Annotated in this window: 20 protein-coding genes and 2 pseudogenes; 8 read left to right on the forward strand and 14 right to left on the reverse strand. The window is 73.5% G+C overall.

The genetic code is table 11. The features are described 5' to 3' along the window. Window positions 1-35: 35 nt before the first annotated feature. Entirely contained in the window at window positions 36-998 is a 963-nt protein-coding gene (locus ABT008_RS02475; protein ID WP_131057418.1) for a complex I subunit 1/NuoH family protein, read from the reverse strand. Window positions 999-1,258: 260 nt separating this feature from the next. Further along, window positions 1,259-1,858, reverse strand: a pseudogene (locus tag ABT008_RS02480) (NADH-quinone oxidoreductase subunit C); the annotation flags it as partial. A gap of 197 nt (window positions 1,859-2,055) precedes the next feature. Between ABT008_RS02480 and ABT008_RS02485 the strand changes: the two are divergent. Further along, on the forward strand, window positions 2,056-3,102 hold the full coding sequence (locus ABT008_RS02485; protein WP_350692928.1) for a glucose 1-dehydrogenase: 1,047 nt from the start codon (window positions 2,056-2,058) through the stop codon (window positions 3,100-3,102). Window positions 3,103-3,117: 15 nt separating this feature from the next. Here the strand turns inward: ABT008_RS02485 and ABT008_RS02490 are convergent, their stop codons facing one another. Both ABT008_RS02490 and ABT008_RS02495 read right to left on the reverse strand, forming a co-directional pair. Then, window positions 3,118-4,431: a DUF2252 domain-containing protein gene (locus tag ABT008_RS02490; RefSeq protein WP_350692929.1), complete on the reverse strand. Its 1,314-nt coding sequence runs from the start codon at window positions 4,429-4,431 to the stop codon at window positions 3,118-3,120. Window positions 4,432-4,521: 90 nt separating this feature from the next. Continuing rightward, entirely contained in the window at window positions 4,522-5,121 is a 600-nt protein-coding gene (locus ABT008_RS02495; RefSeq protein WP_350692931.1) for an NADH-quinone oxidoreductase subunit B, read from the reverse strand. A 134-nt stretch (window positions 5,122-5,255) separates the two neighbouring features. Between ABT008_RS02495 and ABT008_RS02500 the strand changes: the two genes are divergently transcribed. Together ABT008_RS02500 and ABT008_RS02505 are read left to right on the forward strand one after the other, a co-directional pair. Beyond that, window positions 5,256-5,810, forward strand: a complete 555-nt coding sequence (locus ABT008_RS02500) for a SigE family RNA polymerase sigma factor (protein ID WP_350692932.1) — start codon at window positions 5,256-5,258, stop codon at window positions 5,808-5,810. Next, a complete protein-coding gene (locus ABT008_RS02505) occupies window positions 5,807-7,003 on the forward strand; it encodes a hypothetical protein (protein ID WP_350692934.1) in 1,197 nt (398 codons plus the stop codon). The genes ABT008_RS02500 and ABT008_RS02505 overlap by 4 nt, the downstream gene beginning before the upstream one ends. 58 nt (window positions 7,004-7,061) lie before the next feature. Here ABT008_RS02505 and ABT008_RS02510 read toward each other — a convergent pair whose 3' ends face one another. From ABT008_RS02510 to ABT008_RS02520, 3 genes are read right to left on the reverse strand one after another with little or no spacing between them, the layout of a single operon-like run. After that, window positions 7,062-8,537: a pyridoxal phosphate-dependent decarboxylase family protein gene (locus tag ABT008_RS02510; protein ID WP_350692936.1), complete on the reverse strand. Its 1,476-nt coding sequence runs from the start codon at window positions 8,535-8,537 to the stop codon at window positions 7,062-7,064. After that, window positions 8,534-10,090: an MFS transporter gene (locus ABT008_RS02515; protein ID WP_350692938.1), complete on the reverse strand. Its 1,557-nt coding sequence runs from the start codon at window positions 10,088-10,090 to the stop codon at window positions 8,534-8,536. The genes ABT008_RS02510 and ABT008_RS02515 overlap by 4 nt, the downstream gene beginning before the upstream one ends. A 32-nt stretch (window positions 10,091-10,122) precedes the next feature. After that, window positions 10,123-10,437, reverse strand: coding sequence for an MGMT family protein (locus tag ABT008_RS02520; protein ID WP_350692940.1), 315 nt, complete (start codon window positions 10,435-10,437; stop codon window positions 10,123-10,125). Between the two features lie 13 nt (window positions 10,438-10,450). On the opposite strand from ABT008_RS02520, the gene proB reads away from it, so the two are divergent. Together proB and ABT008_RS02530 are read left to right on the forward strand one after the other, a co-directional pair. Continuing rightward, window positions 10,451-11,608 (forward strand): glutamate 5-kinase, encoded by a 1,158-nt coding sequence (gene proB / locus ABT008_RS02525; protein ID WP_502890322.1) that lies wholly within the window; start codon window positions 10,451-10,453, stop codon window positions 11,606-11,608. 94 nt (window positions 11,609-11,702) lie between these two features. Continuing rightward, on the forward strand, window positions 11,703-12,944 hold the full coding sequence (locus ABT008_RS02530; RefSeq protein ID WP_350692943.1) for a glutamate-5-semialdehyde dehydrogenase: 1,242 nt from the start codon (window positions 11,703-11,705) through the stop codon (window positions 12,942-12,944). Between the two features lie 73 nt (window positions 12,945-13,017). Here the strand turns inward: ABT008_RS02530 and ABT008_RS02535 are convergent, their stop codons facing one another. The 6 genes and pseudogenes from ABT008_RS02535 to ABT008_RS02560 form a co-directional block, all read right to left on the reverse strand. Beyond that, the gene (locus ABT008_RS02535) at window positions 13,018-13,890 is read right to left on the reverse strand and encodes a prenyltransferase/squalene oxidase repeat-containing protein (RefSeq protein ID WP_502890330.1); all 873 of its coding nucleotides are present in this window, start codon (window positions 13,888-13,890) and stop codon (window positions 13,018-13,020) included. A 102-nt stretch (window positions 13,891-13,992) separates the two neighbouring features. Then, window positions 13,993-15,244, reverse strand: a pseudogene (gene moeZ / locus ABT008_RS02540) (adenylyltransferase/sulfurtransferase MoeZ). 63 nt (window positions 15,245-15,307) lie between these two features. Continuing rightward, window positions 15,308-16,129: a DUF3152 domain-containing protein gene (locus tag ABT008_RS02545; protein ID WP_350692949.1), complete on the reverse strand. Its 822-nt coding sequence runs from the start codon at window positions 16,127-16,129 to the stop codon at window positions 15,308-15,310. Between the two features lie 60 nt (window positions 16,130-16,189). Next, a complete protein-coding gene (locus tag ABT008_RS02550) occupies window positions 16,190-17,113 on the reverse strand; it encodes a DUF3152 domain-containing protein (protein ID WP_502890323.1) in 924 nt (307 codons plus the stop codon). After that, window positions 17,110-18,084, reverse strand: a complete 975-nt coding sequence (locus ABT008_RS02555) for an alpha/beta fold hydrolase (RefSeq protein WP_350692953.1) — start codon at window positions 18,082-18,084, stop codon at window positions 17,110-17,112. Before ABT008_RS02555 ends, ABT008_RS02550 begins: the two co-directional genes overlap by 4 nt. A gap of 23 nt (window positions 18,085-18,107) precedes the next feature. Beyond that, on the reverse strand, window positions 18,108-20,987 hold the full coding sequence (locus ABT008_RS02560) for a hypothetical protein (RefSeq protein WP_502890324.1): 2,880 nt from the start codon (window positions 20,985-20,987) through the stop codon (window positions 18,108-18,110). 146 nt (window positions 20,988-21,133) lie between these two features. Here ABT008_RS02560 and ABT008_RS02565 point away from each other — a divergent pair, with 146 nt between their 5' ends. Both ABT008_RS02565 and ABT008_RS02570 read left to right on the forward strand, forming a co-directional pair. Further along, on the forward strand, window positions 21,134-21,772 hold the full coding sequence (locus ABT008_RS02565) for a TetR/AcrR family transcriptional regulator (RefSeq protein WP_350692955.1): 639 nt from the start codon (window positions 21,134-21,136) through the stop codon (window positions 21,770-21,772). 63 nt (window positions 21,773-21,835) lie between these two features. Next, window positions 21,836-22,066 carry a DUF3107 domain-containing protein gene (locus ABT008_RS02570; protein WP_350692957.1) on the forward strand — a complete coding sequence of 77 codons (231 nt, stop codon included), beginning with the start codon at window positions 21,836-21,838 and terminating at the stop codon, window positions 22,064-22,066. Window positions 22,067-22,069: 3 nt separating this feature from the next. On the opposite strand, the gene ABT008_RS02575 is transcribed toward ABT008_RS02570, so the two are convergent. Continuing rightward, complete coding sequence (locus ABT008_RS02575; protein WP_350692958.1) at window positions 22,070-22,723, reverse strand: ferritin-like fold-containing protein; 654 nt, start codon at window positions 22,721-22,723, stop codon at window positions 22,070-22,072. Between the two features lie 358 nt (window positions 22,724-23,081). On the opposite strand from ABT008_RS02575, the gene ABT008_RS02580 reads away from it, so the two are divergent. Then, window positions 23,082-24,809 carry a DEAD/DEAH box helicase gene (locus ABT008_RS02580; protein WP_350692960.1) on the forward strand — a complete coding sequence of 576 codons (1,728 nt, stop codon included), beginning with the start codon at window positions 23,082-23,084 and terminating at the stop codon, window positions 24,807-24,809. Window positions 24,810-24,939 lie beyond the last annotated feature (130 nt).

The raw sequence follows: 24,939 nt of genomic DNA on the forward strand, positions 1-24,939 counted from the left end.
CTGCTATACCGGAGACGGTAGTAGGGGTCCCTTCCTTACAGCGCCACCCGTACGGCGGCGGTCAACACGAGCTGGGCCAGCGCGGTCGGCACCAGCACCAACCAGCAGAGCCGCTGCAACTGGTCCTCGCGCAGCCGAGGGTAGGAGACGCGCAGCCAGATGATCACGAAGCTGACGGCGGCCACCTTGAGCAGGGTCCAGAGCCAGCCGAGCTGGTCGTCGGCGAACGGCCCCTGCCAACCGCCGAGGAACAGCACGGTGGTCAGCGCGGCGATCACCACGATCCCGACGTACTCGGCCAGCAGCAGGAACGCGAACCGCAGGCCGGTGTACTCGGTCATGTAGCCGAACACCAGCTCGGAGTCGGCCACCGGCATGTCGAACGGCGGCCGGCGGATCTCGGCCAGGCCGGCCACGAAGAACACCACCATCGCCGGGGCCTGCCAGATCAGCCACCAGGGCTGCCACGCCTCGACGATGCCGGAGAGGCTCAACGTGCCGGCGGCCATCGCCACCGACGCGGCGGCCAGCACCAGCGGCAGCTCGTAGCCGAGCAGCTGGGCCGCGCCGCGCAGCCCACCCAGCAGGCTGAACTTGTTGGCCGAGGCCCAGGCGGACATCAGCACGGCCAGCACACCCACACCGACCACCGCCAGCACGAAGAACAGACCCACGTCGAGCGGCTGCCCGACCAGGTCGTTCGGGCCGAGCGGGATCACCAGCAGGGCGAGCAGGTACGGCACCAGGGCCACCGCCGGAGCCAGCCGGAACACCGGCCGGTCCGCCGCACGCGGCGTGACGTCCTCCTTCTGCACGAACTTCACGCCGTCGGCGACGAGCTGCGCCCAGCCGTGGAACGCGCCCGCGTACATCGGGCCGAGCCGGCCCTGCATGTGCGCCATCACCTTGTGCTCGGCCTGACCCACCAGCAGCGGCAGGACGAGGAAGGCGGCCACCACCCCACCGATGCGGATCACCAGTTCCAGCCAGAGCGGCATCAGGGCGTACCCTCCTCGCCGGCCCGGGGCTCCGCCGGGTCCGGGGCGGGACCGCCCCCGGATGCCGCCGGGTCCGCAGCGGGCTTCGGCGGGTCGGCGGCGGACTTCGGCGGGTCGGCGGCGGCACCGGCTCCGGTCGCCGCCGGGTCCGTGGCGGCGTCGGCCGATCGGGGGGTACGCGGTGGACGCGTTCCCGGTGCCGGTCGGGCCGGACGCTCCCGGGCGGGCCGCGCCGGGGTCCCGCCACGCGGCCCCTCCCCGGCACCCCCGGCTCCGGCCGGGGTCGGCACCACACCCCACTCGCCCGGTGCGGGTACGCCCGGTGGCCGGATCGGCCGCCGACCGCCACCGGCCTCGGACTCGCCCGGTTCCTTCGCCCCCGGCCAGGGCTTCGCGACCCGGGAGGCGAGCACGAACTCCTTGCGCAGCGGGTGGCCCTCGAACTCCGGCGGCAGCAGCAACGGCCGCAGGTCGGCGTGCCCGGCGAAGTCGATGCCGAACATCTCGTGGGTCTCCCGCTCGTGCCAGGCGGCACCCGGGTAGACCGACACCACCGAGTCGACCGTGGGCGTGGCCCGGGGCACCCGGGTCCGCAGCAGCACCCCGTGCCGGTGCGTGGTCGACCACAGGTGGGCCACCACGTCGAAGCCGTCGGCCAGTTCGTCGACCGCGGAGAGCCAGTCGAAGTAGTCGCAGGCCAGCTCCGGGTCGTCGCGGACGGCGAGCAACGCCGCCCGCCACTGCTGTGGGGGTACGTCGACGGTGGCCCGGGAGTGCGCCTGACCCCCGGAAACCGTCGCGGTGGCCTCGACGGGGGCGAGCAGCGTGACGAGCCGCCGGCCGACCTCTTCCGGTGTCATGCCGCTGATCCTAGGGCGTGTCCGGCCGCCCGTGCCCGGCTGCGAGCCCGGTCCTGCGGTCGGTGACCCGGCCCGGCTCGCGTTCGACGGCGCGGCCGGCGAGTCGGTCGCGGGGCGACAGGCCTCTGTGGTGCGCGGCCGGGTGGAGATCCCGGCTTTGCCGGCGGTGGCCCGTCGACGCCCGACAGGATGGGCCCGTGCGCGCTGTGACCGTGACCCCGGGAGTGCCCGGCTCGCTGCGACTGCTCGACGACTACCCGGAACCGGCCACCGAGGAGGGGGCGGTCCTGGTCGAGGCCATCGCGGTCGGAGTCTGCGGCACCGACATCGAGATCATCGACGGGCAGTACGGCGAGGCGCCGCCCGGCGCCGAACACCTGGTGCTCGGGCACGAGTCGCTGGGTCGGGTGCTGGAGGACCCGACCGGCACCCTGCAGACCGGCGACCTGGTCGCCGGGATCGTCCGGCACCCGGACCCGCTGCCCTGCCCGAACTGCGCGGTGGACGAGTGGGACATGTGCCGCAACGGCCTGTTCACCGAGCACGGCATCAAGGGGCTGCCGGGGTTCGCCCGCGAGCGTTGGCGTCTGCAACCCCGGTTCGCCGTCGGCCTCGACCCGGACCTGGGCGAGGTGGGCGTCCTGCTCGAACCGACGAGCGTGGTGGTCAAGGCGTGGGACCACATCGACCGGATCGGCCGGCGGGCGGAGTGGCAGCCGCGTACCGCCCTGATCACCGGGGCCGGGCCGATCGGCCTGCTGGCCGCCCTGCTGGCCAGCCAGCGTGGGCTGTCGGTGCACGTGCTGGACCTGGCCACGGACGGGCCGAAGCCGGCGTTGGCCGGTGCACTCGGGGCCACGTACCACTCCGGGCCGGTCGAGGAACTCGACTTCGAGCCGGACGTGATCGTCGAGTGCACCGGCGCACCGGTGGTCGTCCTGGAGGCCATGTGCAAGGTCGCGCCGACCGGGATCGTCTGCCTGGCCGGGGTCTCCAGCGGCGGCCGGATCATCGACTTCGACGCGGGTGCGCTCAACCGCACCCTGGTGCTGGAGAACAACGTCGTCTTCGGGTCGGTGAACGCCAACCGGCGGCACTGGGACGCCGCCGCCGAGGCGCTGGCCCGCGCCGACCGGGACTGGCTCGGCGCACTGATCACCCGCCGGGTGCCGCTGTCCGAGTACGCCTCGGCCTACTCCCCCGGCCCTGAGGACATCAAGGTCGTCATCGACTTCACCGCCTGACCCTGATCGCGGTTCCTACACGCCCGGCAGTTCGCCGTTGCGGAACAGGTCCACGAAGAGCTGATGGTCCTGCCGGGCCCGTACGCCGTACGCGTGGGCGAAGTCGACCAGGTGCGCGACGAAGCCGGCGGGGTCCGCGTCGACGGCCGCGACGATCGCCTCCTCGGTGGAGTAGTCGACCAGGTCGTGGCTGGACTCGTCGTCGGCGACCGAGTGCATCCGGGCGACCGCCCGACCGAGGTCGGCCAGCACCCCGGCCAGTTCCTCGGGTTCGTTGACGTCCGCCCAGCCGAGATCGGCGGCGTACGGGGAGACCTCGGCGACGAGTTGGCCCACGCCGTCCAGCTCGGTGAAGCCCACCCACGGGTCGGCGTGTGCCTGGAGGGCGCGCTGCGACTCGGCCGTTCGGTGGCCCTGGTGGCGGAAGTAGCCCCGGACGCGCTCGTCGTCGATGTGGCGGGCGACCGCCGGGACCTGGGCCTGCTTCATGTAGATCAGGACGTCGTTCTCCAGCGCCTGGGTGTGCCCCTCCAGCAGGAGGTTGTACGACGGCAGCCCGGCCGACCCGATCCCCACCCCCTTGCGCAGCACCACGTCCTTGATCTGCGCCGCCACCGGGCGGGTCCGGGTGGTGGCGGGCAGCGTGTCCAGGTAGTCCTGGAAGGCGGCGCAGACCCGGGCCCGGACGTCGCCGTCGACCTCGTACACGCCGTCGCGCAGCGAGAACCGCCGCTCGTACTTGTCGACGGTGGTCTGCTCGCGCAGCAGGTCGACCCGGGTGTTGAGGCGGGCCTGCTGGAGCACCCGGCGCAGCACGCCGTCGGCGTTGTCCAGCGTGATCGAACCGATCGCGTCGTCGCCACCGGCGGCGATGGCCCGCAGCTCGGTCAGGTAGTGCTCGGCGAAGGTGGTGACCAGGTCGCTGATCACCCGATCGGAGAGCGCCTTGGTGTAGCCGATCAGGGCCACGCTGGCGACGAAGCGCCGCAGGTCCCAGGTGAACGGCCCGACGTACGCCTCGTCGAAGTCGTTGACGTTGAAGACGAGCTGGCCGGAGCCGTTCATGTAGGTGCCGAAGTTCTCCGCGTGCAGGTCGCCGTGGATCCACACCCGGCTGGTCTGCTCGTCGAGGAAACGCTCGTCGGCGAAGTCGCCGCGCTGGTCGGCGTAGAAGAGGCTGGCACTGCCCCGGTAGAACGCGAACGGCGACGCGGCCATCTTGCGGAACTTGCGCCGGAAGGCGGCCGGGTCGAGCGCCATCAGGGTGCCGAACTCCTCGGTCAGCACCTTGACGATGAAGGCGGAGCGCGGCTCCGCTGAGTCGGTCATGACCGGCACGCTAGCGCCTGGACGCCACCGTGGCGGCGACCGCGCCGAGCGGGGTGCCGCGCCGGCCACGATCGGTCGTCGCCGCGAGTTTCAGGAGGTCGGAGGCCGTACCGGCGGGGCGGTGAGGGAAGCCGCGTCGCGCGGTGGCGCGCCCTCGGCGGGCGGTGGGGCGCCTTCTGCGGGCGGCGCGTCGGTCGGCGGGGCGAGCAGGTCGGGACGGGGTACGCCGCCGATGCCGGACTGCTCGGCGGCGATCTTCTCCTGTAGGCGGAGGATGCCGTGCAGCAGCGCCTCCGGCCGGGGCGGACAGCCCGGCACGTAGACGTCGACCGGGATGAGCTGGTCGACACCCTTGGTCACCGAGTACGAGTCCCAGTACGGGCCGCCGCAGTTGGAACAGGCACCGAACGAGATGACGTACTTGGGCTCGGGCATCTGGTCGTAGAGCCGCTTGATCGCCGGGGCCATCTTGTCGGTGACCGTTCCGGAGACCACCATCAGGTCGGCCTGGCGGGGCCCGTGCGCGAACGGGATCACGCCGAGTCGCATGAAGTCGTGCCGGGACATGCTGGTCGCGATGAACTCGATGGCGCAGCAGGCCAGCCCGAAGTTGAAGACCCAGAGCGAGTAGCGCCGCCCCCAGTTCAGCACGAACCGGATCGGCTCGCCGAGCACCGCTGGTAGCTGCACCTCGGCCTCCCTCGTCTGTCCCCGATGTGACAGTCAATCACAGCACCGAAGCCGCCGACCTCCGCAACCCTCGCCCGTGCCGCAGCGTGTGATCGGACATCGAGCGCCGACACTGGTGTGGACGGGGAGGAAGCATGATGGTGAGCAGGACGCCTCGGCTCGGGGAGCCACCTCCGGACGAGGCGGAGGAGCCGCCGCCACCGGCCGAGGGGATCGGTTTCGACGAGCTCTACCACAATCACTTCCGGTCCCTGACCCTCCAGCTCGCCGCGTACTGCGGTGACCTTCCGCAGGCGCAGGACCTGGTCCAGGAGGCGTTCTGTCGGGCGTACGCCCGCTGGTCGCGGGTGTCCCGGTACGACGATCCGGTGGGCTGGGTACGCCGGGTCGCCTGGAACCTCGCCACCAGCCGCTGGCGGCGGGTACGGACCGCGCAGTCCTGGTTGCGCCGGCAACGGCCGGAACACGTGGCGGGACCGGGGCCGGACCGGGTGGCGCTGATCGCCGCCCTGGCCCAACTGCCTGCCGCCCAGCGCCGCGCGATGGTGCAGCACTATCTGGCGGATCTCAGCCTCGCGCAGATCGCGGAGCAGGAGGGGGTGCCGGTGGGCACCGTCAAGTCCTGGCTGCACCGGGGACGGGCGGCACTGGCCGCGCAACTCAACGACAACAGGGCGGTGAGCTCATGACCGAGTCCGAGGAGATCCTGGTCAGCAACGAGTTCGACGCGTTCCGTTCGGAATACGGCCCCGCGGTGCGGCCGGCGGGGACGGACGCGGTTCGGCGCACGGTGCGCCGGCGGCGGCGGGTGGCGGTTGCCGTCGCGGCGGCGGCGGTGCTCTCCGTCGTGCTGCCGGTCGGCGCATACGCGGGATTGAACCGCACCGGCCCGGCTCCGACGCCGGGGCACACCGGCCAGCCGTCCGCCCCGCCGACCCCGTCGGGGTCGCCGACGCCGTCGGCGACGCCGAGTTCGACACCGACCACCACCGGTCCCCGCGCTGACGGGCCGGACGGCCGGATCAGCCGGGCCCAACTCCTCGCGGCCCGTGTCGACCTGCCCGACTGGTCGTCGTCCGTCCCGCCGACCTGCACCACGGACGGCGTTCGGCTGCGCGAGCCGGACCAGGAGAGCCGGCCGGAACTCGGGGACGACATCCACCACGGCGACGTCGACGGTGACGGCGGCACCGACACCGTCGCCCTGGTCGCCTGCCGGCTCGGGGAGGCGCTGGACAAGCAGGTGGTCGCCTTCTCCCGGGACGATGCCGGCCGGATCGTCACCCTGGGCCAGGTGGTGGGCACCCGGGAGGGGCTGGACGACATCACGGGTGTCGCGCTGACCGCCGACGGCAGGGTCCGGGTGGAGGTGGCCGACATCCAGCCCTGCTGCGGGGTGCCCGACTGGTGGCCGCAGAAGCAGTGGCGGACGTACGCCTGGAGTGGCGGAGGTTTCGACCAGACGGCGGGGCCGACGAGGTTCGAGGTCGACCCCCGGCTGACCGATCTCGCCATGAGCGCGGACGATCTGGTGCTCGGCTCGACCGACGCCGACGGCGGCCGGTACGTCTCGGTCACCGTCAAGGTGACCAACAAGGGGCCGGTGGACGTGCCCCGACTCGGTTTCCACAACCTCTCCACCATCGGCGAGCCGGCCGGCGGTGACCTGTCAGAGTGCCGGATGGTGCAGGCGTACGAATCCTGCTCGCTGGACGGGCTCGCCGCAGGCGAGCAGCGGAGCTTCACCTTCCGGTTCCGGCTCGACTCGACGTGGGGGGAGGTGACGCCGAGCCTGCTGGTCGAGCACCTCGACGAGCAGGACCGGAACTGGCCGGACCGGAAGCGGTCGGACAACTCCGTCACACTGCGGACGAGCCGCTGAGCGCGGGCGTGGCGGCTCCGGCCGTCACGCCCACCGCCCTCGCAGCGCGACGCCCGGCCTACCAGGTCGGGCGTTGCAGCAGCCCGACGAACTCCACGAGCAGCCGCTCCCGCAGCCGCACCGGGGCGGCGTCGAGCAGGGTGTTCACCACCGCCATCCGGTCCGGCGGGCCGGCCCGCCCGGCCAGGCCGAGCCCCTCGGCCAGCCCGGCGACCAACTCCGGGGTGAGCGCCTGCGGGGTGAGGCTGCCGGCAAACGCCAGCAACTCCGGCGGCAGCACCACCGGGCCGGCGGCTCGGGCGGCAGTCGCCGCCTCGGCCAGGGCCGGCCCGAACTCCGCCACCCGGGACGCCACCGCCGCGGTGACCGTCAGGTGCACGCTGCGCGGCAGTCCGGCGTACGCGAGCTGCGGCTGGGTGTGCCAACCACGCGCGGTCAACTCGTCGACCAGGACGAAGAGGTCGAGCGCCGGGTCGGTCGAGGTGAGGCAGACGACGGTCGACTCGGGCTCGGCCACCAGCCGGAGCCCGTCGACGCCGCGTACCGCGTCGGCCAGGACCCGTACCGCGTCCCGGGTCCGGCGGGCCAACTCCAGGTAGCCGTCGTCGCCGAGGTGCCGCAGGGTGGCGTACGCGGCGGCGATCGGGCCGCCGGACCGGGTGGAGGAGATCACCGGGTTGACCATCGTGTACCCGGGCCAGTCGGCGTACGCGAAGTACTGTGGCGCGCGCAGCCCGGCATCGCGGTGCAGCAGCACCGAGACGCCCTTCGGTGCGTACGCGTACTTGTGCAGGTCCACCGAGATCGAGGTGACCCCGGCGACGGCGAAGTCGAACGCGGGCACGTCGACGCCGAGGCGACGCAGGTACGGCAGGGTCCAGCCGCCGAAGCAGGCGTCCACGTGGCAGCGCGCCCCGGCGGTGGCCGCCGTCGCGGCGATCTCGGCCACCGGGTCGACCACGCCGTGCGCGTACGAGGGGGCGGAGCAGACCACCAGCACGGTCTCCGGCCCGATCGCGGCAGCCACGTCGGCGACCGAGGGCCGGAGCGTGGCCGGGTCGACGGGGACGGTGTCGAGCGCCACCCGCAGGTAGTGGGCGGCCTTGGCGAACGCGGCGTGTGCGCTGGCCGGCACCACGATCCGAGGAGCGGTGATCTCGGGCCGGGCGTCACGGGCCGCCTTGACGGCCAGGATCAGCGACTCGGTGCCGCCGCTGGTGACACTGCCGACCACCTCCGGCGCGCTCGTGCCGGGCCCGCCGCCGAGCACCCGTGCCGCCGCGCCGACAAGCGCGTTCTCCATCGCCAGCAGCGAGGGGAAGGCGGTCGGGTCGAGCCCGTTGACGTGCGCGCTCTCGGCGTACGCGGCGGCGGTCAACTCGTCCAGCCCGGCGACGGCCGCGTCGTACACGTACGCGAACAGCCGCCCGCCGTGCGTCGGCCGGTCGGCCTCCCGCAGGCTGCGGATCTCCGCCAGCACCTGTTCCGCCGGTACGCCGTGCGCCGGCAGCGCCGACCCGCTCTCGTCGATCATGGAGTAGTGGTGCCCTTTCCGTGGTTCTCGACGGCATTCGTCCCCACCACAACTCCATGATCGGCGCCGGAGTCGCGGGGGACGTCGGCGCCGGAGTCGCGGGGAGCGTCGGCGGCGCCGGGGATGTCGGAGGCGCTGGGGGTGAGGGTGGCCAGGAGGGTGGGGGTCAGGTCGTAGGGGCGGAGCAGCAGGGTGGCCAGGCCGATCAGCAGGGCCGGGAGGATGGTGAAGCCGAGCAGGACGCCCAGGCGGGCGGTGTCGGACTGGACGGCGGCGGTGCCGGTGGTGGAGGAGACGTAACCGGTGAGCGCGAGCACCAGACCGAAGACGCCCGGCCCGAGCGCCAGGCCGAAGGTCTCGCCGGCCGTCCACAGGCCGGTGAAGACGCCCGCCTGCCGCCGGCCGGTGCGCGCCGTGTCGTACGCGATGCAGTCCGGGAGCATGGCCAGCGCGAACACCTGCTGACCGGCGTACCCGACGCCGAGCATCGCCACCAGCAGATAGACCACGACGGCGGGCAGCACCGGTGCGGCGACCAGCGCCAGTCCACCGGCGGACAGGATCAGCGACGCGGCCACCAGCGCGGCCAGCTTGCCCAGCCGGGCGCCCACCCGCGACCACAGCGGCATCACCACCAGCGCCGGCCCGACGAAGCAGAGGAAGAGCAGCGTCGGGCCGGTCGTCGGGTCGCGCAGGATCTGGTCGGCGAAGTACTGCACCCCGGCGAGGATCGTGGCCACCCCGGCGGACTGCACCACGAAGCAGAGCAGCAACGCCCGGAACGGCCGGTTGCGGCCGGCGACGGCGAGTTGGGCCCGCAGGCTCGGCTCGCTCTCCCCGACCGAGCCCTGCGGGGCCGACCGGGTGCCGAGGAACGCGCCGACGGCACCCACCGCGATCAGCGCGGCCACGAACACGCCCATCCAGCGGTGCCCGGGTACGCCACCACCGGCTGCGTCGCGCACCAGCGGGGCCACCGCACCGGCGACCAGGATGGCCAGCGCCAGCACCGCGATCCGCCAGGTCATCATCCGGGTACGTTCGGCGTAGTCGTCGGTCAGCTCGGCCGGCATCGCCACGTACGGCACCTGGAAGAAGGCGAACGCGGTGGCCGTGGCCAGGAAGGCGATGGCCACGTACGCACCGGCGCCCGGTCCGGCGCCGAACGGCGCGGCGAAGATCGACCCGAACAGCACGGCCAGCGCCAACCCGCCGACGAGCAGGTACGGCCGGCGGGCACCCCATCGCGACCGGGTCCGGTCGGAGATCCGCCCGGCCACCGGGTTGACCAGCACGTCCCACGCCTTCGGCAGCAGCACCAGCAGGGCCGCCACCCCGGCAGCCACGCCGAGCGTGTCGGTGAGGTACGGCAACAGCAGCAGCCCCGGCACGGTGCCGAAGGCTCCCGTGGCCAGCGAACCGAGCGCGTACCCGGCGTGCACCTTGCGCGGCAACCCGGCCGCTGCCCCGGTCGCCAGGTCAGGCGCCGAACCGGCCGAGGGATCAGGCGCGGAGCCGGTCGAAGGGCCGGCTCCTCCCGGCGACGCGTTCATGGCGCCGAATGTTACTCACGTTATGGCGCGGGTCACATCCCCTCTCCGGGCTGCCACTGCGCCGCGCGCATGTCGACCCGGCCCGCGCGCAGCGGCGTACCCTCGCTCAGCCAACGGGCCCGCGCCTCGGCGACGAGACGGGGCGGCATCGTGCCGGTGGCGTTGACCACGCGGTGCCAACCGACGGCCCCACCGTGCCGAGCCATGATCGATCCGACCAGTCGGGCGGAGGCCCGTCCGGAGCGCTCGGCGAGCGCGTCGGCCACCCCGCCGTACGACATCACCCGGCCCGGCGGTATCCGGTCGACGAGTTCCAGTACCGCCTCGACGTACTCGTCTGGTGTCACAAGCGGCCAGACTATGGGAAGGCCGCCGGGCCGTACCGCGCCGACCACGCAGAATAGGCGGGTGCGAGACGCGGTAACGGCGGCCCGGCGGGTCGTTGTCAAGATCGGTTCCTCCTCGTTGACCACCGCCACCGGCGGTCTGGACGACGGGCGGGTGGACGCGTTGGTCGACGCCCTCGGGTCGCGGACGGCCGACGGACGTGAGGTCGTGCTGGTCTCCTCCGGCGCGATCGCCGCCGGCCTGGCTCCGCTCGGGCTCTCCCGGCGACCACGTGACCTGGCCACCCAGCAGGCTGCCGCGAGCGTCGGCCAGGGCCTGCTGATCAGGCGGTACGCCGCCGCCTTCGCCCGGCACGGCCGGACCGTCGGGCAGGTGCTGCTCACCGTCGACGACGTGACCCGACGGGCGCACTACCGCAACGCGTACCGCACTCTGCGCAAGCTGTTGGATCTGCGGGCGGTGCCGATCGTCAACGAGAACGACACGGTGGCCACCGAGGAGATCCGTTTCGGCGACAACGACCGGCTGGCCGCGCTGGTGGCCGCGCTCGTCGACGCCGACCTGCTGGTGCTCCTCTCCGACGTCGACGCGCTCTGGACCGGCAACCCGTCGCGTCCCGGCGCCCGCCGGATCGCCGAGGTACGCGACGAGTCGGACCTGGTCGGAGTCGACATCGGCGGTGCCGGGCGGGCCGGAGTCGGCACCGGTGGCATGGTGACCAAGGTCGAGGCGGCCCGGATCGCCACCGGATTCGGCATCCCGGTGGTGCTGACCTCCGCGCCACAGGCCCTCGCGGCGCTGGCCGGTGAGCCGGTCGGCACGTTCTTCCACCCCAGTGTCAGCCGCCCGGCCGCGCGGCTGTTCTGGCTGGCACACGCCACCGCGCCCCGGGGCCGACTGCACCTCGACCCGGGCGCGGTCGCCGCGGTGGTGGGCCGCCGCAAGTCGCTGTTGCCGGCCGGGATCACCGCCGTGGACGGGGCGTTCACCGCCGGTGACCCGGTCGACCTGGTCGACACCACCGGTGCGCCGGTCGCCCGGGGACTGGTCAACTACGACGCGGTCGAACTGCCCGGTCTGCTCGGCCGGTCCACCTCGGACCTTGCCGCGGCGCTCGGTCCGGCGTACGAACGGGAGGTCGTCCACCGCGACGACCTGGTGTTGCTGTGAGCGGTCGATCCGCCGGCTTGAAGTGATTGCAGGGGGCCCTTCCTATGCACGAGGCGTTAACAGGGGGCCCTTCCTTACATCGAAGGAGCGTGTAATGAGCGTGAGCGAGCAGGCCCGGCGGGCGCGTACGGCGGCGGAGGCGCTGGCCGTGGCGACGCGTACGGCCAAGGACGCGGCGCTGCACGCGATGGCCGACGCGCTGGTGGCGCGTACGCCGGAGATCCTCACCGCGAACGAGGCGGACCTGGCGGCCGGGCGGGAGGCCGGGCTGAGCGCGGCCGTGCTGGACCGGCTCGCCCTCGACGAGTCCCGGGTGGCCGGCATCGCCGACGCGCTGCGCCAGATGGCCGGGCTGCCCGACCCGGTCGGTGAGGTGGTCCGCGGCTCCACCCTGCCCAACGGTCTGGAGCTGCGGCAGATCCGGGTGCCGTTCGGCGTGGTCGGGATCATCTACGAGGCCCGGCCGAACGTGACCGTGGACGCCGCCGGCATCTGCCTGAAGTCGGGCAACGCGGCGCTGCTGCGCGGTTCCTCGTCCGCCGCGCACTCGAACGCGGCGCTGGTGACGGTGCTGCGGGACGCCATCGACGGTGCCGGGCTGCCCGCCGACACGGTGCAGTTGCTCGACGCCGCCTCGCGCGACTCGGTCAAGGAGCTGATGCGGGCCCGGGGGCTGGTGGACGTGCTGATCCCGCGCGGCGGCGCGTCGCTGATCCGGACCGTGGTCGAGGAGTCGACGGTGCCGGTGATCGAGACCGGGGTGGGCAACTGCCACGTCTATGTGGACGCCGCCGCCGACCCGGTCAAGGCCGTCTCGATCGCGCTGAACGCGAAGACGCAGCGGCTGTCCACCTGCAACACCGCCGAGTCGCTGCTGGTGCACCGGGACGTGGCGGACGCCGTACTGCCCCCGATGCTGGCGGCGTTCGCCGAGGCCAGCGTGACGGTGCACGGTGACGCCCGGACGGCGGCGTACTCGGACGCGGTGGTCGCCGCGACCGACGAGGACTTCGCCACCGAATACCTCTCGGCCGACATCTCGGTGGCCGTGGTCGACTCGCTCGACGCGGCGGTGGCGCACATCCGGCGGTACGGCAGCGGCCACACCGAGGCGATCGTCACCGACTCGCAGTCGGCCGCCCGGGAGTTCGTGGCCCGGGTGGACTCGGCGGCCGTGATGGTCAACGCGTCGACCCGGTTCACCGACGGCGGCGAGTTCGGCTTCGGCGCCGAGATCGGCATCTCCACCCAGAAGCTGCACGCCCGTGGCCCGATGGGTCTGCCGGAGCTGACCAGCACGAAGTACGTGGTCACCGGGGACGGTCACCTGCGTTAGCTGACGGCCGGCGGCGGCCGGAGGTCACGCCCGGCACGGCCAGCGGTACCAGGACGGCCAGCGCCAGGCCGGATCAGCGGAAGGCGCGGATCACCGCCAGGGTGGCGTGCACGTCGAACTGGTGCCCGTCGTCGCTGCTCCAGCCGCCGTCGCTGCGTTGCGTCTCGGTGAGCCGGCGGCGGGCCGCGACCATGGTCCACTCCTGCTCGTCGACCTCGACCCGACGCAGGGTCGAGGCGAGCCAGGCGGCGTCGGCCGGGGACGCCTCCGGCATCCGCTCGGCGAGCACCGCCTTGATCCGCGCCGACTCGTAGAACAGTTGCTGCCGGTGCAGGACCGCCGCACTCAGCCAGCCGGCGGCCAGGAAGGACGGCCAACTCCCGTCGGGGCGCAGGTGCGCGGCGAGCGCCTGCCCGGCGGCGTGCACCACCCCGGCGTACGCGCCGCCGACCCGGTGGTCCAGCGGCCCGGCGGCCCGGGCGTCCAGCCCGGCCACGGTGAGCCAGAAGGCGGCGTTGGCGGTCAGGTAGAGCCGTGCCTCCGGGCTGCCCGGCCGGGCCCACTCGGGAGCGGTCTCGGCCAGCGCCGGATCCTCCTCCCAGCAGCCGTCACGCTGCTGGCCGGCGGCGAGCCAGTCGAGCGCGCGACGGGCGGCCGGGCGACCCAGCGCACCGAGGTCGTCCAACTCGGCGAGACGGAAGCAGGTGGCGTCGACCGAGGCGACCGGGTCGCCCCAGGAGGCGGGCCAGCCGCCGCCCAGGGTCTGGCCGACCTCGGCACTGTCCAGCGTCTCCGGTGGCGGCGGCGTGCCGGTGCGCAGCCAGGAGAGACGGGCACGTTCGACCGTGTCCCCGTGTGCCACCACGAACCCGATCGCGGCGTCGATGTCGACCACGGCGGTCACGCTACCGGCGGAAACATGATCCCGCCTCGGTACAACGGGCAGGTGGGACCGGCCGTCGGCCGGGTGGCGTGACCGGCCGTCGACCGGGTGTTAGGAGGGGTCCCCTTCTATACCTGAGGCGTTAGCAGGGGACCCTTCCTTACATCAGTAGGCGGGCAGGGAGGGATCGATCTGCTTGATCCAGGAGAGCACGCCGCCCTGGACGTGCACGGCGTCCCGGAAACCGGCCGCCTTCACTGCGGCGAGCGCCTCGGCGGAGCGGACCCCGGACTTGCAGTGCAGCACGATCTGCCGGTCCTGCGGGAGCTTGGAGAGCGCCTCGCCAGAGAGGAACTCCCCCTTGGGGATCAGCGTCGCACCGGGGATGCGGACGATCTCGTACTCGGCCGGCTCCCGGACGTCGACCAGGAAGATGTCCTTGCCGGCGTCCTGCCACTCCTTGAGCTCGGCGGCGGTGATCGTCGCGTCGACGGTCGCCTCCTGCGCCTCCTCGGAGACCGCCCCGCAGAAGTCCTCGTAGTCCTCCATCAGGTCGGTCAGGGTGGCGTTCTCGCCGCAGAGCACGCAGTTCGGGTCCTTGCGGACCTTGATCTTGCGGTAGCTCATCTCCAAGGCGTCGTAGACCATCAGCCGGCCGACCAGCGGCTCACCGATGCCGGCGAGCAGCTTGATCGCCTCGTTGACCTGGATCGAGCCGATCGAGGCGCAGAGCACGCCGAGCACGCCGCCCTCGGCGCAGGAGGGGACCATGCCGGGCGGCGGGGGCTCCGGGTAGAGGCAGCGGTAGCAGGGGCCGTGCTCGGCCCAGAACACCGATGCCTGGCCGTCGAACCGGTAGATCGACCCCCAGACGTACGGCTTCCCGAGCAGCACCGCCGCGTCGTTGACCATGTACCGGGTGGCGAAGTTGTCCGTCCCGTCGACGATCAGGTCGTACTGGGCGAAGATGTCCCGGACGTTGTCCCGGTCCAGCGCGGTGTTGTGGATCTCGACGTTGACCAGCGGGTTGATCTCGCGGATGCTCGCCGCGGCGGACTCGGCCTTGGATCGGCCGATGTCGGAGACCCCGTGGATGATCTGCCGCTGCAGGTTGGACTCGTCGACGGTGTCGAAGTCGATGATGCCGAGCGTGCCGACACCGGCGGCGGCCAGGTACATCAGCGCGGGCGAGCCGAGACCACCGGCGCCCACACAGAGCACCCGGGCGTTCTTCAGCCGCTTCTGCCCGGTGACTCCCACGTCGGGGATGATCAGGTGACGGGAGTAGCGGCGGATCTCGTCAACGGTCAGCTCGGCGGCAGGCTCGACGAGCGGGGGCAACGACACGGTGGACTCCCCGGGATCGATGTGGCGGTCAACCGGGCCATTGTTGCTCGCCGGCCCACCCGCCGACCATGAGCAGCGACACGTCGCCCGGCATGCGGGAGCGGGAATAACCCGGATCGGGTGACGACCGAGGTCAGGTGGCCGGGTCGCCGACGTACCGGACACCGTCGAGGAAGGGCCAGGCGTACGCCAGGCAGCCGTCCAGGCCGTACGTCTGCTGCTGCATCACCGGTGCCGGTCGGCCCGGGCCGGGGCACGTCTGGTGTCCCTCGCCGAACTCGTGGCCCACCTCGTGGTTGATCACGTAGGCCCGGTACACCGCCAGCGGTGCGCCGTAGTCGGGTACCGCCTCCGCCCAGCGCGCCAGGTTGATGATCACCTGTCCGGGCAGCCGGCACGAGGTGTAGCCCTCGGTGGTCAGGCCACCGGTCGCGCACATCGCCTCGGAGGTTGCCGGGGTGGCCAGGTAGACGGTGAAGTCGGCGTACTCCGGGTCGTCGATCCGGCGTACCCGCAGTTCCCCCGAGCCGATCCAGCTGCGCGGATCACCGAGCACCGCGTCGACCTCGGCGGCGAAGGCGTCCGGGTCCTGGCCGGTGCCCTGCTCGACGGCCACCCGGTAGTACACGATCGGGCCGTCCAGGCCGTGTACCGGGGACTGGCCGCCGGCCGCCGCGAAGCTGCCCGCGCCCACCATCGGGTACGCGGCTCCCGGTTGCTCGGTCGTCGTGTCGTACGTCCGGCCGGCCGGTGCCGCGCCGGTCGAGCGGTCCTCGGTCGGGGCGATCCGCAGCACGAGCGTGACCGTCAGCGCCAGCACCACCGCGAGGGTCGCGGCCAGCCGACGTCGACGCCGCCGGGCCGCCGGACGGTGCCCCGGCGGCGGACCCTCCGGCCGGGATCCCGGCGGATCGTCCGGCAGCCCGGGGCGGCCGTTGAGGGGCGAAGGCGGCATGACGCCATCGTCGCACCATAACCGGGCATATCAGCGCATTACCGTGCGGTCGGTTCACTTTCACAGCGGCGGACCGGCGTACCGCTTCCCGTCCAGGTACGGCCAGGGATTGGCCACGCACCCCTTGAGGAAGAGGGTCTGCTGCATCATCACCGGGGCCGGTTCACCCCGCCCCGGACAGCGCTCGTGCCGGTTGCCCAGCTCGTGCCCGACCTCATGGTTGATCACGTACGCGCGATAGACCGAGAGCGGCACCTCGGCCTCGACGTAGTGCGGCACCGACTGCCGCCACCGGTCCAGATTGATGATCACCTTCCCGGGTGCGCGGCACGAGGTGTAGGGGCGGCCTCCGACCCGGATGTCGACCCCACCGGCGGCACACATCCGCCCCGCCGTGGTGGCCGTGGCCAGATAGACGGTGAAGTCGTACCGGGACGCGGTCTCCACCTGCCGCAACCGCAGTCGCCCGCTGTCCACCCAGCTCCCGGGGCCGGCCAGTGCCGTACGCACCGCGAGGGCGAACTCACCCGCGTCCACGCCCGCGCCGGACTCCACCGCCACCCGGTACCGCCGGGCGGCACCGGCCGTACCCAGCACCGGCCCGGTCCGGTCGTCGTAGTCGAACCGGCCCGGCCCGGCCGACGGGACCGGCCCGGACTCCCGCAACACCGGCTCGGGCGACGGGACGACCGCCGACGGCGACACGGGTACGGGCGACACCGAGGGCGACACGTATTCGGGTGACGGCGAGGGCGGCACCACCGGCGGGGACGTCACCGCCGCCACCTCGTCGGCGGAACCGGCCGAGGGCCCGGTCACGCCGGTCACCAGCGCCGCGCCCGCCCCGAGCGCGACCACCAGCACGGTCAGCCGGCGCACCACCGCACGCCGCGACGTGGTGGTCGTGACCGGCTCCGGCGAGCGGCTGTGTCGGCCGGTGGAGTGAGACGGTCGACGACCACCAGGACTGCGCATTCGCGTCATCCTGCCAGGTCGGACCGCCCGGACCCATTGACCGACTCGGTAAGAAGCCCGACCACGGCCCGCGCCACCACACGCGGCACCTCCAACTGCGCGACGTGACCGACGCCGTCGAGCATCAGCAGCCGACTGTCCGGGATCACCCGCGCGGTCTGCGGTGCCACGCGTACGTCGACCAACCGGTCCTGCCGGCCGCCCACCACGAGCGTGCGGGCTTGCACCGAACGGGCCATCCGCCACAGCGACCCCGACCCCGGCAGGTACGACCGCAGAAAGCTGGAGACGATCCCCCGGAACGTCCGCACGTACGCGGCGGCGTAGTGGGTCGCCTCGTACCGCACCCGGATCTCCTCCACCGCCTCCTGCCGGCGCTGCTCGGAGATCCGGCTGAGGTCGGCCACGCACGCCTCCATCGTCTGCTGGGCCATCACCTCCGGCGCGAACTGGGCCAGCCGCCAGGCGGCCAGCCGCTCGGCGCGGGGGATCGCCAGCAGCGGCAGCATCCGGCCCTGCAACGACCGTCGGAAGTCGAGGAACGGCAGGGCTGGCGACACCAGGGTCAGCGTGCGCACCAGATCCGGCCGCAGCGCGGCCACCCGGACCGAGATCGCCCCGCCCAGCGAGTTGCCGAACAGGTGCACCGGGCCCCGGTCGGAGTACTCGATCCAACGGATCACCCGGTCTGCGAAGGACGGCACGGTGTAGCGCAGGCCCGGCTCGCTACGCCCGAACCCCGGCAGGTCGATCGCCTGGCCGTCGAGGCGGTCGGCGAGCAGGCCGGCCAGATCCGTCCAGTTCTGCGCGGACCCGCCCAGGCCGTGCACGTACAACGCCGGCTCCGCGTCCGGGCCGGTGGCCGGCGTCTCCCGGACGTAGGTCACCGTGCCGTCCAGGCGTACCTGCCGACCCGGCCAGGGCGGCGGCATCGAGGACGCGGGCAACAACCGATCGGGCCAGAGGGTGGCAGGCTTCACCACTCCAGTCTGCCCCGAACGGCTCAGGCCAGCAGAGCCTCCAACCGCCGGTTCACTGCGGCCAGGCTGGCGCGTACCACCGCCTGCCGAGGGTCGCCGGCCACCAGCGCGGACCCGGCCAACTGCTCGACCCATCCGTCGCACACCAGCAACACCACGACGGTCGCCACCTCGCAGTTGCCGAACGGCACCACGGCGGCGTGCTCCACGAAACAGCGTCCCCGCTCGGCGGTGGGGTCGGCGCTGCGCAACAGCTCGTCGATGGCCGCCGCGGCGGCCACCGCGCACAGCCGCAGCACGTACCCGTCGACGGCCGGACCGGTGGCGTACCCGGCGGCGCTCTGCTCCCCGGCCAGCAGGCGAACCTCGACTGTCGCGTCGAGACCGAACGTGCTGACCTGGACGTGGTCGAGCACCACCCGGGGGCCGGGCACCCCGCCGGTGTCCAGCGGCCGGGACGGCGCGGACTCGGTCGTGGTGAGCTGGCCGCCCGAGTAGGAGGCACCGAGCGTGGCCGGGCTGCCGGTCGGGCCGGGTTCCTCGACGACGGCCCGTCCCCTCGGCGGGGCGGGCGTCGGGCGTCGGCGGCGGGCGGGCTCCGGCTCGGTCCGGGCCGGCGGGGCCTCGGTCCGGGCCCCTGCCGAGCGGACCGGTGGAGTCTCCGTCCGGACCCCTGCCGGGCGGGCCACCGGGCGTCGGGGCTCGGCGGGCGGACGCGACTCGCCGCCGTCGCGGGTCTCGGGGGACCGGCGACGCACCGGCGCGGCCGGTGGTCCCGGCACTCCGCTCGGCGCGGCGGCCAGCCCCATCCGCTCCTGGAGCAGGCGGGCGACGTGCCGGCTCACCTCCGCCGGGTCGGCGCCGTCGGCCAGGTCCAGACGCAGGCTGTGAGCACCTGCCGGGGTCCGCCGCAGGGCCGCGTCACGAACTCCCTCCACGCCCCGAACCGCGTCGAGGATCGCGTTGACGTCGAAGCCCTCGGGCCGCTCACGCAGCGGCGCCGGTTCGTCGTCACGACGCAGATGGGTGGCGATCCGGGCGAGTTCCGGGGTTTCGGCGGGTGGGTCCACGGCTGGCGGCTCCGGCACGACGGGCACGTCCGGCTCGGCGGGGACGCGCTGCGGCAACACCGCCGAGGTGCCGTCCGGCGACCGGTCGCCAGGCGTTTCGAGGTCGGGGGCGGATCGGCGGGCCGCGTAGGGGGCAGCGCTCGTCGGGGCGGGCGCGGACGGGGTGCGGTCACGGTGCGTGGGCACGTCGGACGCCCGGGCGCCGGACGCCGGCTCGGTCGGGGCCGGGGTGGCGGGCGGGCAGGGCGAGGCGGGCGGCGGAGCGGTCGGCCCCGGGTCGCTGGGCACCGGTCGGAGCCGGAACGGCCGGTAGGCCGGGCCACCGCCGGAGGCGCTCGCGGCCTCGGTGACCGGCGGCGTGGACGGCTCGGGTGGAGTCGTCTCGCGTGGTCCGGCCGGCGTGGCGGCCGGAGGCGCGCTGGCCGGGCCGAGCGCCCAGGGCAGGCGGTCGTCGGCGGGCGGCGGACCACCCACGCGCGCACCCCAGGGCAGACCCTCCTCGGTGCGGGCACCCCAGGGCAGACCCTCGTCGGTACGCGCGCCCCACGGCAGACCCTCGTCGGCCGGAGCAGCGCTCACCGGGCGGGCTCGCCAGGAGGCGCGCTCGTCGGCGGGGACACCGCTGACCGGCGAGGCCGACCAGGCGGGCCGCTCGTCGGCGGGCGCGCCGCTGACCGGCGACGTCGACCAGTGCGGTCGCTCGTCGGCCGCCCACGAGGGTCGCTCCCGCGTCGGGGGCGCGGCAGTCGGTTCGCCGGGCTCCCGCACGGGACGCTCGTCGACCGGTGGCGCACTGGTCGGCGCGGCGGCCCACGAGGGCCGGTCGGTGGAATCGGGCTGCTCGGCCGGGGTGCGCGGCGCGACGGTCTCCGGCCGGGTCGGCTCGTACGGCCGGGGCCGCTCGACCGGCACCGGCTGGTAGGGACGGGTCGGCTCGGCCCGGACCGGCTCGTACGGTCGGCTCGGTTCGCTGGACCAGCTCTGCCCCGGGGTCTCTCGCCCGCGTCGGCCGCTCTCGTCCTCACCGCGTGCCCAGGACGGCGCCCAGTCGCTCGGCGGGCCGGATCGGGCCCAGCTCGGCCGCTCGTCGTCGGCGGGATCGGCGTCCGCCGCCCAGCCCCCGCGCCGGCCGGTCCCCGGTGGTGGCCAGCCGGCGTGGTCGGCGCCGTACCCGTGGTCGCCGGACGACCCGGAGGTGTCGGCGGGATGGGACGGACCGGTCGACTCGGCCGGGTACGGCTCGTCCCAGCCGTGCGACCGGCCCCCGGCGGACGGGTCGTCCCCGGCCCGCTCGGCGGTGGGCGCGTGCACGCCGGGCGGCATCTCGAAGCCGGAGGCGGCGGTGCCGACGGGCGGCACCTGGACGGCCGGCGGCGCCGAGGTGGGCAGGCCGGAGGTCGAGGTCACCGGCTGCTCACCGGCGGGGGTGGGACGCGGCGCGGGCACCACCAGCCGGTCGTGACCGGCGTCGCTGCCGGACTCACGCAGGCCGGGCGGGGCGCTGACCGGGGTGTACCGACCGGAGGACGTCTCGTCCTCGGGGTGCACGCCGTTGACGTGGTGTCCGTTCGTGCGCGTCGCGCGTTCCGGCTCCGGCTGGTCACCGGCGGGAGGCGGCAGGTCGGCGTAGCGTGGTGAGGCGGTCGCCCAACCGGAGGGCGACTCGGGGCGACGCCGGGGCGCGCCGAGGTCGCGGGGACCTTCCGCCCCCCACGACCAGTCGGCCGCCGACGGTGCCCACCCGTTGCCGGAACGGGCCAGGTCATCCCGCTGACCCGTCCCGTCGCCGTGCTCTCCCGGGGTGGCGGCACCGGGTTGCCCTGCTTCACTCACCGCGCGCTCCTTGGTCGCCCCCGCTGAGGCTACCGTGTGGCGACAGTGGCGATAAGTTACAGCGGCGGGCCAATTCCGCACAGGGGCCATGGCGGCCCTGAGCGGTTCGGGCGAAATGCGGCCCGTCTACAGACTCGGAGGTTCCCATGACCGCTGTGGGGAACGGCGCCCAGACCACCGGCAGGCCGACCCGCCTGCCCCGTTCGGCACGCCGCAAGCAGCTACTCGCCGCTGCTCAGGAGGTGTTCGTCGCGCAGGGCTATCACGCCGCGGCGATGGACGACATCGCCGAGCGGGCCGGGGTCTCCAAGCCCGTGCTGTACCAGCACTTCCCCGGCAAGATGGAGCTGTACCTCGCCCTGCTCGACACGCACTGTGACGCAATCGTCGCCAAGGTGCACGACGCGATGGCGAGCACCGCCGACAACAAGGAGCGGGTCAGCGCGTCGGTGCGGGCGTACTTCGACTTCGTCGACCACGAGAGCGAGGCGTTCCGCCTGGTCTTCGAGTCGGACCTGCGCAACGACCCGGCCGTACGGCAGCGCGTGGAGCGGGTCGAGCAGGGCTGCATCGCGGCGATCACCGACACCATCATCTCGGACACCGGGGTCAGCCGGGCACACGCGGAGCTGCTCGCCTCCGGCCTGGTCGGCGCCGCCGAGACGGCGGCGCAGTTCTGGCTGGCCCGCGGGCGGCAGGTGCCCAAGGCCGAGGCGGAGGCGTTGGTGGCCGCGCTGTCCTGGCGGGGCATCGCCAGCTTCCCGCTGCAAGGTGAGTCAGCCTGAACTCCCACCTTGTGATCGGATAGCCTTCGCACGGCGACCATTTCGCCCGACGGAGGAGGCACAGTGGAGGTCAAGATCGGGGTGCAGTACGCACCGCGCGAGCTGGTCCTGGAGAGCGCGCAGTCGCCGGCCGAGATCGAGCAGATCGTGACCGAAGCGATGGCCAGGAGCGAGGGCGGCACGCTCTCCCTGACCGACGAGAAGGGCCGGCGGGTCATCGTGCCGGTCAGCAAGGTCGCTTACGTCGAGATCGCCGAGGCGTCCCCTCGGGCGGTGGGCTTCACCGTCCGCTGACGATCAGTTGTTGAGGCCGGCGGCGGCCATCCGCGCGGTGTGCGCGGCGGTCAGCCGCCGGAACAATCCGGGTACGTCGGTCCGCCCGTCCGCGACGATCAGGGTGGTCAACGCCCCCTGGTCGGCGGTGACCACCCGGCCCGCCTGGGACAGCGCCTCGCCGACCAGCCGCCGGGCCCACATCGACAACCGCCCGGCGACCTTCGGGTCTGCCGCGACGGCGTGCCGGATCTCGGCGGCGGCGAACTCCGCGTACCGCGACTCGTGCAGCACGTCCAGGACCAGTTGCCGGTCCGGCTCCCGCAGCGCCTCGGCGGCCTCGCGGAGGAAGTCGTCGGTGATCCCGTCCCCCACGTACGCCTTGGTGACCGCCTCGACCCAGTCCCGGGGCTCGGTCGAGTCGTGGTATCCCTGCAACGGCGCGACGTAGGCCGCCATCGCCTCCTCGACCGGTACGCCGAGCACCTCCAGCCGGTCGGCCAGCCGCCGGTAGTTCGCGATCTCGGCGGCGGCCATTTCCCCCAATGCGGCCCGACGGCGCAGATCCGGGGCGAACCGGGCATCGGCCGCCAGACGTTCGAAGGCGAGCAGTTCGCCGAGGGCCACCAGGCCGAGCAGGTCGGCGACGGCAGACTCGGGCGTGACGGGGGCGGACATCCGCGCAGGCTACCGCTCGCCGGCCCGCCCGGGAGCGCCCGACGGGACGCCGTCGGGCACGTCGAACAGGCAAGGCCGACCGCAGACGTGTGATACAGCTCACACAGAAGCCCTCCCGATGACTCTTGCCGGACTGGAATCGGGACGGCCTCACGCCCGTTCAGGTAACATGGACGAGTTGCCGTAGGTGCCGATCCCGACCGGATTCAGATCCAACCCGGTCGAAGTCCGACCCACGGCGCGCGTGCGGCCCGGTCCGCCCGGCATCTCTGCCGCCGACCGTGTGGCCCGCGCCAAAACCGAACGCGCCCTGAGGACATGATGGGGCGCACCCACGAGAGGGCACCCCCAAATCCACATGAGTGAGCCGATTCAAGACCTCACAGACGGCCAGGAACTGGCCCCGACCGCCCCGGTCCGACCGGAGGCACCGACCTTCGCCGAGCTGGGCGCACGCGCCGAGACGGTGGACGCGCTGGCCGCGTCCGGCATCACCCGCGCCTTCGCCATCCAGGAGTACGCGCTGCCGATCGCGCTGCGCGGCGCCGACCTGATCGGGCAGGCCCCGACCGGCACCGGCAAGACCCTCGGCTTCGGCGTACCGCTGCTGGAGCGGGTCTTCGCCCCGAACGAGGGCAGTGACGGCGTGCCGCAGGCACTCGTCGTCGTACCCACCCGTGAACTGGGCATCCAGGTCGCCAAGGACATCGCCGCCGCAGGCCGCACCCGGGGCGTCCGGGTGCTCCCGATCTATGGCGGCGTCGCGTACGAGCCTCAGGTCGACGCGCTGCGCAAGGGCGTGGAGATCCTTGTCGGTACGCCGGGTCGCCTGCTCGACCTGGCCAAGCAGAAGCACCTGCGCCTGCACGGCGTACGCGCGCTGGTGCTGGACGAGGCCGACCGGATGCTCGACCTGGGCTTCCTCGACGACGTCGAGCGGATCCTGGCGATGCTGCCGGAGGACCGGCAGACCATGCTGTTCTCCGCGACCATGCCGGACCCGATCGTGACGCTGTCCCGCCGGTTCCTGCGTCACCCGATCACGATCCACGCCGGGCACACCGCCGAGACCGGTCCGTCCCCGCAGACCGAGCAGTTGGTCTACCGCACCCACTCGATGAACAAGATCGAGATTGTCGCCCGGATCCTCCAGGCCGAGAGCCGTGGCCTCACGATGATCTTCACGCGGACCAAGCGGGCCGCCGACCGGGTCGCCGAGGACCTCGACTTCCGTGGCTTCGCGGTCGCGGCCGTGCACGGCGACCTCGGGCAGGGTGCCCGGGAGCGGGCCCTGCGGGCGTTCCGCGCCGGCAAGATCGACACTCTGGTCGCCACCGACGTCGCGGCCCGGGGCATCGACGTCAGCGGCGTCACCCACGTCATCAACTACGACTGCCCCGAGGACCAGGACACCTACACCCACCGGATCGGCCGGACCGGCCGGGCCGGGGCGACCGGTGTGGCGGTGACGTTCGTCGACTGGGACGACATGCCCCGCTGGCGGATCATCGACAAGACGCTCGGGCTGGACATGCCCGACCCGCAGGAGACGTACCACACCTCTCCGCACCTCTACACCGACCTGCACATCTCGACCGAGGTGACCGGCACGCTGCCGACCGCCGAGCGGACCCGCGCCGGGTTGGCCGCCGAGGTCGAGGAGGACCTGGGCGGCGGTCGTTCCCGCCGGGGCGGCGAGCCGCGCGGTACCGGACGGCGCCAGGGTCGCGGTCGCGGCGAGGGCGGTGGACGCGGCGAGGGTCGTGGTCGGGGCGAAGGCCGTGGCCGCGCCGAGAGTGGTCGCGGGCAGAGCGGCGACGCCGCGCCGGAGTCCGCCGAGACCGGGGCCGAGATGTCCGGCGAGGCCGGCGAGGGTACCCGCACGCCGCGTCGCCGTCGGCGCCGCCGCGCCGGTGAGGTCGTCGCCGCCGGTGGCGACCCGACCAACCCGACCGAGACGGGTACTCCCGCCGAGGCCGTAGCCGGCACCGAGGGCGGCGCCGAGACGCCCCGCCCGCGCCGCCGTCGACGCCGCCGGGCCACCGCCTCCACCGGCGGCGGATCGGCCGAGGCGAGCACCGACTGATCCCACTCCGCCCGTCGGGCGGAGCACAGCGAGACACGCACCGGCATCGCGCCGACGACCAGCCCGGTCGTCGGCGCGATGCCGTCAGCACCCGCCGCCTCGAACGCACAGCGCCGCCGCCCGCCAGCCG

The sequence above is a fragment of the Micromonospora sp. NPDC002389 genome (genome assembly GCF_040296095.1).
Lineage (GTDB): Bacteria > Actinomycetota > Actinomycetes > Mycobacteriales > Micromonosporaceae > Micromonospora.

Bases quoted from the DNA above. Each gene is read 5' to 3' on its own strand.
- ABT008_RS02475 (WP_131057418.1), bottom strand. From the start codon at position 998: ATGCCGCTCTGGCTGGAACTGGTGATCCGCATCGGTGGGGTGGTGGCC.
- ABT008_RS02490 (WP_350692929.1), bottom strand. From the start codon at position 4,431: ATGACCGACTCAGCGGAGCCGCGCTCCGCCTTCATCGTCAAGGTGCTG.
- ABT008_RS02500 (WP_350692932.1), top strand. From the start codon at position 5,256: ATGATGGTGAGCAGGACGCCTCGGCTCGGGGAGCCACCTCCGGACGAG.
- ABT008_RS02505 (WP_350692934.1), top strand. From the start codon at position 5,807: ATGACCGAGTCCGAGGAGATCCTGGTCAGCAACGAGTTCGACGCGTTC.
- ABT008_RS02510 (WP_350692936.1), bottom strand. From the start codon at position 8,537: ATGATCGACGAGAGCGGGTCGGCGCTGCCGGCGCACGGCGTACCGGCG.
- ABT008_RS02515 (WP_350692938.1), bottom strand. From the start codon at position 10,090: ATGAACGCGTCGCCGGGAGGAGCCGGCCCTTCGACCGGCTCCGCGCCT.
- proB (WP_502890322.1), top strand. From the start codon at position 10,451: ATGGGAAGGCCGCCGGGCCGTACCGCGCCGACCACGCAGAATAGGCGG.
- ABT008_RS02530 (WP_350692943.1), top strand. From the start codon at position 11,703: ATGAGCGTGAGCGAGCAGGCCCGGCGGGCGCGTACGGCGGCGGAGGCG.
- ABT008_RS02545 (WP_350692949.1), bottom strand. From the start codon at position 16,129: ATGCCGCCTTCGCCCCTCAACGGCCGCCCCGGGCTGCCGGACGATCCG.
- ABT008_RS02550 (WP_502890323.1), bottom strand. From the start codon at position 17,113: ATGACGCGAATGCGCAGTCCTGGTGGTCGTCGACCGTCTCACTCCACC.
- ABT008_RS02565 (WP_350692955.1), top strand. From the start codon at position 21,134: ATGACCGCTGTGGGGAACGGCGCCCAGACCACCGGCAGGCCGACCCGC.
- ABT008_RS02575 (WP_350692958.1), bottom strand. From the start codon at position 22,723: ATGTCCGCCCCCGTCACGCCCGAGTCTGCCGTCGCCGACCTGCTCGGC.
- ABT008_RS02580 (WP_350692960.1), top strand. From the start codon at position 23,082: ATGAGTGAGCCGATTCAAGACCTCACAGACGGCCAGGAACTGGCCCCG.